The organism is Rhizobium sp. SL42 (assembly GCF_021729845.1).
Classification (GTDB): Bacteria; Pseudomonadota; Alphaproteobacteria; order Rhizobiales; family Rhizobiaceae; genus Allorhizobium.
On record NZ_CP063397.1, the window covers coordinates 3,145,981 to 3,158,368 of the forward strand.

Below are 12,388 nucleotides of genomic sequence, written 5' to 3' on the forward strand. Positions count from 1 at the left end.
CGCCCCGTCAATATTCGATCTGTTTAATAAGAGACGAGCAGCGCCGAGCCGTCTTCTCCGAATTTCGGTTCTACACCAAGAATTGCGGCGCTTCTGCGAATGATGTCGGCAACCATCGGCGCGGCACTGTTGCCCGCCAGTGCGGCACCATTGCCCTTGTCGGTCTTCGGCTCGTCGATGAAGGTCAGCACCACGTAGCGCGGATTGTCGATCGGAAAGGCTGCCAGAAACGCGTTGAAGTTCTTGTCGCCAACATAGCGGCCGTTGACCACCTTGTCGGCAGTCCCGGTCTTGCCGCCGACATCGAAGCCTTCGACGCGGGCGTTCTTGCCGGACCCCTTGATCCCGTTCCACTGGAAGAGGAAACGCATGTCGTCGCTGGTCGACGGCTTGATGACCTGCTTGGCGACGAGGTCGGCCTGTTCGCGCGTGCGCGGCAGGAAGGTCGGTTCGATCAGCTTGCCGCCATTGACCAGAGCGACGCCCGCCACCGCCGTCTGCAGCGGCGTGGTCGAGACGCCATGGCCGAAGGAAATGGTGATCGAGTTGATCTTCTTCCATTCGCGCGGCTGTGACGGCATCGCCACTTCCGGAAGCTCGGTCTGCATTTTGCTGAGCAGGCCGAGTCGCGTCAGAAATTCCTTGTGGCCATCGGTACCAACCAGGTCGGCGACCTTTGCAGTGCCGATATTCGACGAATACTGGAAGATCTCCGGCACGGTCAGCACGCGGTTCTTGCCGTGGAAGTCCTTGATGGTGAAGCCGCCGATCCTGATCGGATAACGGGCGTCGAAGCTGTCCTTCAGAGAGACCTTGCCGGAATCCAGTCCCATGGCAATGGTGAACGACTTGAAGGTCGAACCCATTTCGAATGTGCCGTTAGCCATGCGGCTGAGCCAGCCCTCCTCAGATCCGACCGGGTTGTTCGGGTCGAAATCCGGCAGGGACGCCATCGCCAGCACCTCACCGGTATGGGCGTCGATAACCACCCCGCCGGCACCGATGGACTTGAATTTCTCCATCGCCGTGACGAGTACGTCGCGGACAATGTTCTGCACGCGAATATCGATCGAAAGCTTGACCGGCTCAAGCGGCGTGTCGCTGGTCATGCCGAGCGCGCGCAGGTCCGCAAGGCCCTGGTTGTCGATATATTTCTCCATGCCGGTCATGCCGCGATTGTCGATATTGACGTAACCGACAATGTGCGAGGCGGTCGAACCACCCGGATAGAAACGGCGCTTTTCCGGACGAAAGCCGATGCCCGGGATGCCGAGCGCGAGAATCTGGCTCTGCTGCTTCGGCGTCAGCTGACGGCGCAGCCACTGGAAACGAGAATTCGACGACAGCTTCTTGTAGGTTCCCTTGATATCAAGGTCTCTAAGAACGGTTGCGAGCCTCTCGACGGCCTCGTCCGGATCGACGATCTTGTGCGGCTCTGCAAACAGCGAAACCGTGCGAATATCGGTGGCGAGAACTTCGCCGTTGCGATCGAGAATATCGGGCCGCGAGGCCATCAGGCGATCGGCGGGCAGGATGCTGGAAACCGTTTCCGGCTGCGCGTGGCCGTACTGGACGAGGCGACCGCCGATGATCGCATAGGCGAAACAAAAGCCGGCAATCATGATGCCGACGCGAGTGCGTGCCATTTCCGTCTTGCGCTTGCCGGCGCCCTTGAAGACGGCACCATTGATCACCGTGCCGCTACGCTGCACATCCGTGGAAAAATGCGCCCGGCTTTTCAACAACATGATTCGCGAAAGAAAGGTCATCAGTCCTCCACCGATTCCATGGGGTGCACCGATCCTGTCGTGATCAGGTCCTTCACCGGATCGGAGGGCGCTTCGCCCTCAGCCACCTCGGGTTTCGGCAATTGGTCTCGAGGCATCGGAAGTTCCACCGGCTGCGCCAATTGCTCCGGCAATGTCGGCGCCAGCTTCAGCTCTTCCGAATATGCCTTGACCAGCCGCTCCAGCCGGTTCGGCTGCGTCAGCAGCGCCCTGTCGGCCCGAAGCAGCTCGATCGTGTCCTGCTCAAGCTTGATCTCGGCCTCCAGACGGCGAACCTCTACCGCCTTGTTGTCGGTATGGTGCTTGATTTGATAGGTGACGGCCGCCGCCGCCAGCATCGACCCGACAAGAACAAGATCGAAGGTTCTGAGCATCGTTAGCCTCCGATCTTGTCGAGAGTGGCAAGGTCCGGCAGGTCGAAGATCGACATGTCGGCGCGTTCTGCTGGAGCTTTGGTGCGGATGCCGGCACGCAGCTTGGCAGAGCGGGCGCGCGGATTGATCTCCGCCTCGGCTTCGGTTGCTGCGACCATCCCCTTGCCGACCGGCTCGAAGGTCGCTGGACGTGCTTCGACCATGGGAAGATGGCGCGAACCTGACGCCTTGCCCGAACGCTCGGAAAAGAATTTCTTGACGATGCGATCTTCCAGCGAATGGAAGGTAACAACAACCAGCCGGCCACCGGGCTTCAATGCGCTTTCCGCCGCAAAAAGCGCCTGCGCGAGTTCACCAAGTTCGTCATTGACAAAGATCCGCAGCGCCTGGAACACGCGTGTCGCCGGATGGATCTTGTCCTTTGCCTTGCGCGGGTTGACCGTCTCTATCAGGTTGGCCAGCTCGCGCGTCGTCCGGAAGGGTTCGGTCGCACGGCGCTTCTCGATTGCGCGCGCGATACGACCTGCATGCTTCTCCTCACCGAGAAAACCAAAGATGCGAATGAGGTCGGTCAGCTTGGCCCGATTGACCACATCGGCGGCAGAAACGCCGGAGGACGACATGCGCATGTCGAGCGGTCCGTTGCGTTGAAAAGAAAAACCGCGATCAGCCTCATCGATCTGCATCGATGACACGCCGATATCGAGCACGATGCCATCCAGCCCTTCGGCGGGCACGTGCTCGGCAAGCTGGGAAAACTGGGTGTGCCGCAGAGACAGACGCCCCTTGCTGGCCTCGACCAGCGACTGACCGGCAGCGATCGCATTAGGATCGCGATCAAGCGCGATTACATCGGCGCCGGCGCCGAGTATGGCGGTCGTGTAGCCGCCCGCGCCGAAAGTACCATCAAGAATGATCTTGCCCGACTGCGCATCAAGCGCCGCCAGAACTTCCGGGAGAAGAACCGGAATGTGGCGAACCGGTCCGCCATTGGCATCAGGTTCTCCCTCGCCAAGATTCGCCGCCATTCCGTTTCCCCGTCTTTCTAGGTCCGCAGGCCTCGCTGCCTGACGACCTCTCTGGCCTTCGCCTGCGCCTCGTGAAACGCCTGCGGCTGCCACACTTGAAAATGATCCGATCGACCGACGAAGCAGACCTCCGAGGAAATCCCCGTAAAATCCCGGATGAACTCCGTCACCATCAGTCGCCCTTCCGCATCGAGTCGCATGAAGACGCCACCACCGTGCAACAGGAGCGACATCTCGTTTGCCTCCAAAGCAAAGGGATCTTCCGCCGCCACCTTCCGCTCGTATCGCTCCAGCAAATCGGGGCCACCGATATTGATTGCCGGATAGACGAAATCCTGGAGACAATAAAGCTCCTGAATGTCGCGCCCCGCGAGCACGGCACGAAAAGCCGCAGGAACGGAAACCCGCCCCTTCGCATCGATCCTGTTTATCGCGTTGGACAGGAAGCGGCTCATGGCAATCGACCGACTTCCTCCTCGACAGGAAGCCACTGATCGGCCTCCGGAAACTGGTTACGCCAACCGCTGACAACCCGGCAGCCAGTCCTTCTGCATTGCGCACCGCATTGCTGAACTGCCTGCCTGAATTCTGGGCTTTCGGGGCAAAATCAACCCCTTCAACGGCATGCATTTGGGATACCATGGGACACTATGGGCGTCAATGGGAACGGACTGGCGGAACCCCTTTCAGGATTCAATCATTGATAGGCTGTTAAGCTTAACGAAAGGTTAGAAAGGGCTGGGAACACGACGCTTTCCGGAATGAGGCGCGACGCATCCAAAATGGATGTGAATGAGTTTTATATCGGCGATTTCAGCAACTTGGCTGATTTTTCACGCCCACGCCCAAACCTGCCCAGCGACAGAGGGAAAAGAATTTGCCAGTTGGCCTGTAAGCCGGGTTCTGTATGGCTCCGGTTGCCCGGAACGTGGCAGCCATTCATCTGGGACAGCATTTGCACGCTGCCTCTCGCAACCCACCCGGATGACTGGCCCGGAAACAGGCTGTGGTGGCGCTTTCGCGTCACCCGCGTCATCCCTATTCGGTCTTGCTCCCGGTGGGGTTTACCATGCCGTCCCTGTTGCCAGCGACGCGGTGGGCTCTTACCCCACCCTTTCACCCTTACCTCGCAGCGCCCAATGCAGAGCATCGAACAATCGAGGCGGTTTCCTCTCTGTGGCACTTTCCCTAGGGTCGCCCCCGCCGGACGTTATCCGGCACCGTGTTTCCGTGGAGCCCGGACTTTCCTCCCCTTACCGTCTTTCGACATTGGTAAAGCGCGGCTGCCCGGCCAACTGGCATGGCGTCCTTAAACGACAGAGACGGCGAAAGCCAACAAAAACATAAGCGCGGCACGCGCTTGCCCGGATTTGGTGAATCAGTCTCTGAAGGTGGGAGAAAAAACGGCACCGTAGGCATCGTCCTGGATGGCACCGTGCTGGAGCAATTCCGCCCCGAGCCTGCCGATTTCGTCCGAACTCTTTGCCGCAGCCCCGCAACCGCCTGTCAGAACGGCAATCCGGTCGCTAGCAAAGCCGACGGCCGGATAATTGTCCGGCGTGAACGAGGTCACGCAGGCCGCCATGCTGACCCGCGCCTCCGCAAGGCTCGGCACGATCTGCCCGACAATTCGCTTGAGATGGTCACGCGTCGTCTCGCGCCCACCGCGACGAAACCACGCGCGCACCTCCGGCTCCGTTGCCAGCAGCAAGTCGTCGGGATCTCCGCCGATCTTGAGATAGGTACGGCCATCGGGATAACGCACCGGCGGCAGCAGATAGATGTGGTCACGCGGATTGTCGGGCTGGTGGATCAGTGACGGCATGCCCGCATAATCGGCAAGGGCAGCGTCGGCGATCTCGAAGAAAGCGACCGTTCGTCCATAGACCGACAAATGAACGGGACGCGGCAAGAGATTCGCAGCTATGGAGAAACCACCGGCGGCCACCAGGACCTTTTCGGCGCTGAACTCCCTGCAATCGTCTGTGGTAACGATCGCCAGTCCAGCCTCTTCCCGGATCGCAACCGCGGCATGACGGACAAGCGTGGCACCGGCCGTTTCGGCCAGCACGCTCTGCGCCGCGACAAGCTTGCGCGGATTGATATATCCGGCATTGGTGCCTTCGAAGACACCCTCGCAGCCCAGGCCGAATTCGAAATAACCGAAGCGGCTTTTCAGCTCAGCATCCGTCAGCATCTCGGTCTCGACGCCGAGCGTATTGGCCGCCGCTTCGATCTGGGAGATATACGGATCCGCCCCGCCACGTTTCGGCCCGACGATGAGGCAACCGACCTCCTCGTAGAAGTCGACGCCACTCTCTGCAGCGAGCGCACCGTAGCGGGCGATCGAACGGTTGGCGAGCCGTGCCCAGACTGGATCGGAATCAATGGTCCGGGTTATGCGCGCCTCGTCATAGTGACTGGCAAAGACACCACGATGGGTGGACCAGTTCGCCGGCTCGTCCGGACCGATGATCGCCACCCCTTCGCTCGACCCAGCCAGGTAACGCGCAGCCGCTGCACCCATCATGCCGCGCCCGACGACGATCGACTTGAAACGTTCCACCATATGTTGCCACCCAACGCTTGTTCAGTCCTTGGATAGCATGACCGAACGCCCTGTCCAGCCAGGTGCGATCATCGGCCACAGGAGATCGTCACGTCCCGATCAGGGCAAGCACCTTGCCGCAATAGCGCTTTGATACCGGGTTCATGCGCTTGGCGCCGTGACCGGCATTGTAGCGCAGGATGGTGCTGCAGGTTTCGCCATTGCCAAGATCATGCGCCTTGGAGAGATACTTCATGCCATAGCGGATATTGGTCTCGGGATCATAAAGCCCCTTCTTCGTGCCGTTATAGCCCATGTAGCGCGCGGTGGCAGGCTTGATCTGCATCAGCCCGATTTCACCGGCGCTGCCGCGTGCCTTCGGATTGAAGTTGCTCTCGATACGAACGACGGCATGCGCCAGTTCGACCGGCACGCCATACTGCTTGGCATATTTGGAAATGATCGAGCCGTAAGGGCTCTTGGAAAACGCCGGAGCGGCCGGGAAGCCAGCGTCACGGGTAACCGTCTTCAGAGGCATTTTGAAACGACCTTCGTCGTCTCCGGCAAGCGCCGCCTGGGTGTGGGACAAAAGGATAGCGAGGCATGCCGCAGCAGCAACGAGTCGTCTGTTCATGAAAAGGTCAGTCTCCTACAAAGGCAGGTCATCCGCGCACTTCGAAGCGGACGCAATCCTTCGGCGTCGCGAGCCCACCGGGACTCGCCGAACCATGCCTTTATGTTGATGTTTGCGACCGGCTCCGAAGAGTTCCACGCCGCTGTTCAGCCCGCTCTTTAGACCGGCTCATTAAGGAAATCGTATGGCACTGCAACAAATCGGCCCGCCAGACGTTGTCTCAAGGGTCGCCGCCGGCATGGTCCGGGAGATGGATTCAGGAAAATCGCGGCAGGCTGGTCAGCAGGCGATGAAGCGTCTCGATGGTCGAGCTGTCGGCAATACCGTCAACCTTGACGGGTCTGAAATGGCGCTGGAATGCAGCTACGACGCCTTCGGTTTCAGCACCGTAATCACCTGTGATCTCAACGCCGTAACCATAGATCGACAGCATCGACTGCAACGCCTCGACCGGTTGCCCCTGGTCGCCCCGCTGGAAAAAGCGCCCACCGCCGAGAGGGGCCGGCTCGACCCAGTGGCCGATACCCGCTTGATACAGGGTGGACCATGGGAAATTTTCACCCGGATCGACCTTGCGAACAGGGGCCACATCGGAGTGTGCCAACACTCTTTCGGGGGCAATATCGTGCCTTTTGACGCATTCGCGACACAATTCGATCAGGGATTCGATCTGCCGGGCGGGGTAGTCGGGCAGCCCTGCCGGGTGCCCGGCATTGGCGATCTCGATGCCGATCGAGCGCGAATTGATATCCGTCTCGCCCGCCCACGAACTCTTGCCTGCATGCCAGGCGCGGCGATCTTCCGGCACCATCTGCACCACCCGACCGTCCTCATGCACGATGTAATGGCTCGACACCTGGCTTTCCGGATTGCACAGCCAGGCCTGCGCACCCTCGCCTGTCGGCATGCCGGTATAGTGAAGCAGCAGAATGTCGGGACGGGTCACGCCAATGCGCTCGCCGTGATTGGGCGACGCAACCACCTCTGCGAGGCGGCATTCAGCGGAAAAGGAGGTCATGCTGCCCGGCGTGCTTTTTCGATCGCCGAATAGGCAGCGTTGAACTTGGCCATCCGATGATTGGCAACGGAGTGGAATTCAGCCGGGATGCCGCGTGCATGCAGCCGGTCCGGATGATGCTCGGCAGCCAGCGAGCGATAGCGCTTGCGGATCGTCGCAAAGTCGTCGGAAGGCTGGACACCGAGCACGCCATAGGGATCGCCATCGAGGTGGATATGCCGCTCGGTGATCATCGCAAAGCGTTCTTCTGGAACGGCAAAGATCTCGGCGATCCTGGCAAGGAACGCCATCTCGGTTTCATGCACCAGTCCATCCGCCTTGGCGATATGGAACAATGCGTCGATGATATCCTCGAGCACCGGGCAGAAGTTGTCGCAGGTCCGGCACATGTTGGCGAGGTTCTTGGCATAGGTCTCGAAACCAGCCACGTCCTGGCGCGCCAGATTGTAGAGACGGGCAACGTTGCGCGCTTCTTCCGGCGGAAAATCGAAGATCTTGCGGAAGGCATCGACTTCGGCAACGGAGACAACGCCGTCGGCCTTGGCCATCTTTGCAGAGAGAGCGATGATCGCAACAGAGAATGAAACACGACGGCGGGTTTCGGGGTCGCCTTCGAAGACGGTCCGGATGGCCTCGATCATTCCATGCAGCGCGCTGCCCGCAGCATCACCGATCGCGCCGAGCAAACGGTCCCAGAATGACGATATCTGCTCGCAGGCGAAATCAAAAATCATGGCGCGACCTTGACCAAATATCGGCCAAAAAGCAACCCGACACCGGCCCTGCGGCATTAAACTTTATTCATGTTCGGTTGCGAATTGCTGAACCAGGACGACGATTTACATTCCCGCAATTGATTGGACTATTCACCGAGCGCATGCGAGCAGCCGTCAAACATTCCCGGTGGAACTTATGCAAACAGACATTTCCAAAGGCGCGCTCGGTCTCGGTCTCGGTGCGATCGGCGTCACGATGTTCGGCCTGACCCTGCCCATGACCCATCTCGCTCTCCAGGGCTTCTCGCCGGAAGTCATCACATTCGGCCGCGCCGTCATCGCGACCACGGCCGCCGGTCTTGCCCTTCTGGCGCTTGGCAAACGCTTGCCCGCTAGTGCATTTCCGACGCTTTTCGTCGCCGGCCTCTGTCTCGTTTACGGCTTCCCGATCTTTTCATCGATCGCCATGCAGACCCTGCCCGCCGGCCACGGCGGCGTGGTGCTCGGCCTTCTGCCGCTGCTGACGTCCATCTTTGCGGTGATCGTCGACGGCGAGCGACCAAGCCCGCTCTTCTGGGCCTGCGGCCTGACGGGTGCCGGTCTTGTCGCGGTATTTTCGATAAGACAGAACGGCTTCCAGCTGGAGATCGGCGACCTCTGGCTTTTTGCCGCTGCTGTCTCTGCCTCCTTCGGCTATGTGCTGTCCGCCCGCCTCGCCCGCAATCTGTCCGGCTGGGAGGTGATATCCTGGGCTCTCGTGGTGACCTTGCCGATATCGCTTGTTGGCCTCGCCCTGACCACCGCAAATGGCGTTCATGCGCCCGACCAGGCCGCCATCGGCGCCCTGCTCTATCATGGCCTGATCTCGATGTTTGGCGGCTTCATTTTCTGGAATGCCGGTCTCGCCATCGGCGGAATTGCCAAGGTTGCGCAGATCCAGTTGATGCAGACGTTTGTCACCTTGGCCTTTTCCACAATCTTGCTCGGCGAGCAGATCGGGATTGAAACGATTATATTTGCTCTTGCGGTTGCCTTCGTCGTCTGGCTCGGCCGAAAGGCCCGTTTTTCTTGATTTTTTGGCTTTACAGCCCGCGCTGACTGTCGCATCCATTCGACCGGAAACGTCATGAAGACGGCACTGCCGGACGGTGCCCAAGGAGGATCGATGGCCAAACAGAAAGTTGCAATGTTGACCGCCGGTGGCCTAGCGCCTTGCCTCTCGTCCGCCGTCGGCGGCCTGATCGAGCGCTACAACGACATCGCCCCCGATATCGAGATGATCGCCTACAAGTCCGGCTATCGCGGCCTGCTGATGGACTACAAGATCGAGATCAACCAGGACATGCGCGAGAAGGCGTATCTGCTGCACCGCTACGGCGGTTCGCCGATCGGCAACAGCCGCGTCAAGCTCACCAATACCGCCGATTGCGTCAAGCGCGGCCTCGTCAAGGAAGGCGAAAATCCGCTGCGCGTCGCAGCCGAACGCCTGGCGAACGACGGCGTGACGATCCTTCACACCATCGGCGGCGACGACACCAACACCACGGCAGCCGACCTGGCGGCCTATCTCGGCGCCCATGGCTACGACCTGACCGTCGTCGGCTTGCCCAAGACCGTTGACAACGACGTCGTTCCGATCAGGCAATCACTCGGCGCCTGGACGGCCGCCGATGTTGGTGCCCGCTTCTTCGACCACGTGTCCAACGAACAGAGCGCCGCACCGCGCTCGCTCGTCATTCATGAGGTGATGGGCCGCCATTGCGGCTGGCTGACGGCGGCAACCGCCCGCGCATACATCCAGCGCACCAAAAACAACGAATATATCGACGGCTTCATGATGAACCAGGAGCTGAAGAACATCGATGGCCTCTATCTGCCTGAAACCCATTTCGATATGCATGCCGAAGCTGCACGCCTGAAGGAGATCATGGACCGTACCGGCTTTGTCACGCTCTTCGTTTCCGAAGGCGCCTGCCTCGACGAAATCGTCGCCGAACGCGAAGCTTCCGGAGAAGAGGTCAAGCGCGATGCTTTCGGCCATGTGAAGATCGACACGATCAATGTCGGCAACTGGTTCCAGAAGCAATTTGCCAAACTGCTCGATGCCGAGCGCTCGATGGTGCAGAAATCCGGTTATTTCGCCCGCTCCGCTCCGGCAAACGCCGAGGACCTGCGCCTGATCCAGAGCATGGTCGATCTCGCCGTGGAAAGCGGATTGAACAAGATTTCCGGCGTGACCGGCCACGACGAAGACCAGGGTGGAAAACTTCGCACCATCGAATTTCCGCGCATCAAGGGAGGCAAGGCCTTCGATCTGTCGACCCCATGGTTCAAGGAAGTGATGGATTATTTGGGCCAGAAGTACCATCCTGTGAATTGACCTTCGGAGCGAAAGCTGGCTTCCTCTCCTGAGGAGGAGTGAGTTCTATGTCCAATGAAACCTGGCTCGCATTCGTGGCTGCGTCGGCGGTCGTTCTTGCCATTCCCGGACCATCGGTGCAGCAGGTCATCTCCTATGCGCTCGGCCACGGCCGCAAGACGGCGTTCGCCACGGTGATCGGCGTGGCACTGGGCCACATGGTGGTGATGTCAGCCTCGCTTGCAGGGCTGACCGCCCTGCTCTCCAATTCGCCCGCGACCTTTGCCGTGGTCAGATGGATCGGCGCCGGATACCTAGTCTACTTGGGCATTCGCCTTTGGCGCGCGCCTGTAGGTAAGGGACCGATTGCCGACAATGACAATCTTCCGCAAGAAAAGCCGCTGAAGATCGTCGCCCACTGCTTCACGGTGACGGCGCTCACCCCCAGGAGCATCGTCTTTTTCGTCGCATTCCTGCCACAATTCCTGACGTCTTCCGCACTCGGTTTCGAACAGGCGTCAATGCTCGTCGCGACCTTTGTCACCCTGTCGATTGCCAGCTCGATTACCTATGTGCTCGCCGCCGCAAAAGCCCGGCAATACATCCGCAAACGCTCGGTTCGCAGGACAGCGAAGCATGGCGGCGGCACCGTCTTGATCTCGGCAGGAGCCGTCACGGCGGGCTATCGCAAGATCGCCGCCTGACGCCCGAGAGAGGCCGATTTCGCCGAGCGCTTGCCGCAAGGGCCGGCATGCATTAATAAATGGAAATCTTAACGGTCGGTGATTTGCTTCGTCACCGGTCGCCTGCAGCGTGAAAACGGATAGTGGCATGATCGTCAAGAAAGACCGCGGCATTGCGATTTGCATGGCTGCTTCCTTGCTAGCGGGCCTCTCGGGATGCACTGCAATCGATGAGAACATGAAGGCGGACCTGGCCACAACACCGGTTGCCAAACCCAATTCGGCGGAAATGCAGGCCGCAAATACTGCCGAAGCCATTTCGAACGGAACGACACCGACAGCAGCGACGACCGTGACCACGACTGCGGAACTGGCGGCGGCCAATCCGGGTCCCGCCCCGATCATTCCGGGCACAGAAACAGCAGCCCCCATTCCGATGCTGAAGGAATCGTCACTGGCTGCCACTGCGCCGCAGACGGCGGCAACACAGGCCCTGACGACACTGGCGACAGCCACGCCGCTTCCCGGCGTCGATCAGCAGGCAGCAATCACCGCCGGCGCAGCCCCCATGCAGGCCGTTGCCGCAGCCCCTGGATCGACATCGGCCTCGACCACAGCCGAGACGACGTCAGGCACACTGCCGGCACCGGCACCCGTCGTGCTCGCCTATGCAGCCCCCCTGCGCAGGACGGCCCTGACCAGCTTTGGCGACCCCTTCGACATCACCTCGCCAGGCTTGCCACCGGAACGTGAACCCGAGCCGGAAGCGCTGAGCGGCGGCCCGACCAAACTCAACGCCCTGATCAAGAAATATGCGAAGTTCTACGAGATCCCGGAGGATCTGGTACATCGCGTCGTCAAGCGTGAGAGCACATACAATCCAGGCGCTTATCACAGCGGTAACTACGGTCTGATGCAGATCCGCTACAACACCGCCAAGGCCATGGGCTACAACGGCGAGCCGTCAGGGCTTTTCGACGCCGAGACCAACATCAAATATGCCGTCAAATACCTCAAGGGCGCGTGGCTCGTGGCGGACAGCGATCATGACCAGGCGGTGCGCCTTTACGCACGCGGCTATTATTACGATGCCAAGCGTAAGGGCATGCTGCACCTGACGCAGTAGATCCCGGATCTTCACCAGCGACCGATACCGCAACGATCATATCGACTCTTCAGGCAGGAAGAAGAGAATCGGTGCACGTTCGCAACGGTCTAAGCCCTCATATCCCCGCCTTGCA

Annotated in this window: 12 protein-coding genes and 1 other RNA gene; 4 read left to right on the plus strand and 9 right to left on the minus strand. The window is 60.1% G+C overall.

Annotated elements, in window-relative coordinates:
- Window positions 1-23: 23 nt before the first annotated feature.
- The 9 genes from IM739_RS14865 to IM739_RS14905 all read right to left on the minus strand — a co-directional run bounded on the left by IM739_RS14865 (window position 24) and on the right by IM739_RS14905 (window position 8,123).
- Entirely contained in the window at window positions 24-1,769 is a 1,746-nt protein-coding gene (locus IM739_RS14865; RefSeq protein WP_237368479.1) for a peptidoglycan D,D-transpeptidase FtsI family protein, read from the minus strand.
- A complete protein-coding gene (gene ftsL, locus IM739_RS14870) occupies window positions 1,769-2,161 on the minus strand; it encodes a cell division protein FtsL (protein ID WP_237368480.1) in 393 nt (130 codons plus the stop codon). Before ftsL ends, IM739_RS14865 begins: the two co-directional genes overlap by 1 nt.
- A 2-nt stretch (window positions 2,162-2,163) precedes the next feature.
- A complete protein-coding gene (rsmH, locus tag IM739_RS14875) occupies window positions 2,164-3,189 on the minus strand; it encodes a 16S rRNA (cytosine(1402)-N(4))-methyltransferase RsmH (protein WP_237368481.1) in 1,026 nt (341 codons plus the stop codon).
- A 17-nt stretch (window positions 3,190-3,206) separates the two neighbouring features.
- Window positions 3,207-3,644 (minus strand): division/cell wall cluster transcriptional repressor MraZ, encoded by a 438-nt coding sequence (mraZ, locus tag IM739_RS14880; protein ID WP_237368482.1) that lies wholly within the window; start codon window positions 3,642-3,644, stop codon window positions 3,207-3,209.
- Between the two features lie 421 nt (window positions 3,645-4,065).
- Window positions 4,066-4,488, minus strand: an RNA gene (gene rnpB / locus IM739_RS14885) — RNase P RNA component class A.
- Between the two features lie 79 nt (window positions 4,489-4,567).
- Entirely contained in the window at window positions 4,568-5,758 is a 1,191-nt protein-coding gene (locus IM739_RS14890; protein WP_237368483.1) for an NAD(P)/FAD-dependent oxidoreductase, read from the minus strand.
- 88 nt (window positions 5,759-5,846) lie between these two features.
- A complete protein-coding gene (locus IM739_RS14895) occupies window positions 5,847-6,371 on the minus strand; it encodes a lytic transglycosylase domain-containing protein (RefSeq protein ID WP_237368484.1) in 525 nt (174 codons plus the stop codon).
- Between the two features lie 256 nt (window positions 6,372-6,627).
- Window positions 6,628-7,389 (minus strand): N-acetylmuramoyl-L-alanine amidase, encoded by a 762-nt coding sequence (locus IM739_RS14900; protein ID WP_237368485.1) that lies wholly within the window; start codon window positions 7,387-7,389, stop codon window positions 6,628-6,630.
- Entirely contained in the window at window positions 7,386-8,123 is a 738-nt protein-coding gene (locus IM739_RS14905; protein ID WP_237368486.1) for a J domain-containing protein, read from the minus strand. Before IM739_RS14905 ends, IM739_RS14900 begins: the two co-directional genes overlap by 4 nt.
- Window positions 8,124-8,301: 178 nt before the next feature.
- On the opposite strand from IM739_RS14905, the gene IM739_RS14910 reads away from it, so the two are divergent.
- From IM739_RS14910 to IM739_RS14925, 4 genes are all read left to right on the plus strand, one after another.
- Window positions 8,302-9,177, plus strand: coding sequence for a DMT family transporter (locus IM739_RS14910; protein WP_237368487.1), 876 nt, complete (start codon window positions 8,302-8,304; stop codon window positions 9,175-9,177).
- Window positions 9,178-9,270: 93 nt separating this feature from the next.
- Window positions 9,271-10,485 (plus strand): pyrophosphate--fructose-6-phosphate 1-phosphotransferase, encoded by a 1,215-nt coding sequence (locus tag IM739_RS14915; protein WP_237368488.1) that lies wholly within the window; start codon window positions 9,271-9,273, stop codon window positions 10,483-10,485.
- Window positions 10,486-10,532: 47 nt separating this feature from the next.
- Entirely contained in the window at window positions 10,533-11,168 is a 636-nt protein-coding gene (locus IM739_RS14920; protein ID WP_237368489.1) for a LysE family translocator, read from the plus strand.
- Between the two features lie 127 nt (window positions 11,169-11,295).
- Complete coding sequence (locus tag IM739_RS14925; protein ID WP_237368490.1) at window positions 11,296-12,273, plus strand: lytic transglycosylase domain-containing protein; 978 nt, start codon at window positions 11,296-11,298, stop codon at window positions 12,271-12,273.
- Window positions 12,274-12,388: the final 115 nt, after the last annotated feature.

What these genes read in the sequence shown, in the direction of transcription:
- mraZ (WP_237368482.1), bottom strand. Translation starts at nt 3,644, where the DNA reads ATGAGCCGCTTCCTGTCCAACGCGATAAACAGGATCGATGCGAAGGGG.
- IM739_RS14910 (WP_237368487.1), top strand. Translation starts at nt 8,302, where the DNA reads ATGCAAACAGACATTTCCAAAGGCGCGCTCGGTCTCGGTCTCGGTGCG.
- IM739_RS14895 (WP_237368484.1), bottom strand. Translation starts at nt 6,371, where the DNA reads ATGAACAGACGACTCGTTGCTGCTGCGGCATGCCTCGCTATCCTTTTG.
- IM739_RS14915 (WP_237368488.1), top strand. Translation starts at nt 9,271, where the DNA reads ATGGCCAAACAGAAAGTTGCAATGTTGACCGCCGGTGGCCTAGCGCCT.
- rsmH (WP_237368481.1), bottom strand. Translation starts at nt 3,189, where the DNA reads ATGGCGGCGAATCTTGGCGAGGGAGAACCTGATGCCAATGGCGGACCG.
- IM739_RS14925 (WP_237368490.1), top strand. Translation starts at nt 11,296, where the DNA reads ATGATCGTCAAGAAAGACCGCGGCATTGCGATTTGCATGGCTGCTTCC.
- ftsL (WP_237368480.1), bottom strand. Translation starts at nt 2,161, where the DNA reads ATGCTCAGAACCTTCGATCTTGTTCTTGTCGGGTCGATGCTGGCGGCG.
- IM739_RS14865 (WP_237368479.1), bottom strand. Translation starts at nt 1,769, where the DNA reads ATGACCTTTCTTTCGCGAATCATGTTGTTGAAAAGCCGGGCGCATTTT.
- IM739_RS14920 (WP_237368489.1), top strand. Translation starts at nt 10,533, where the DNA reads ATGTCCAATGAAACCTGGCTCGCATTCGTGGCTGCGTCGGCGGTCGTT.
- IM739_RS14900 (WP_237368485.1), bottom strand. Translation starts at nt 7,389, where the DNA reads ATGACCTCCTTTTCCGCTGAATGCCGCCTCGCAGAGGTGGTTGCGTCG.
- IM739_RS14905 (WP_237368486.1), bottom strand. Translation starts at nt 8,123, where the DNA reads ATGATTTTTGATTTCGCCTGCGAGCAGATATCGTCATTCTGGGACCGT.
- IM739_RS14890 (WP_237368483.1), bottom strand. Translation starts at nt 5,758, where the DNA reads ATGGTGGAACGTTTCAAGTCGATCGTCGTCGGGCGCGGCATGATGGGT.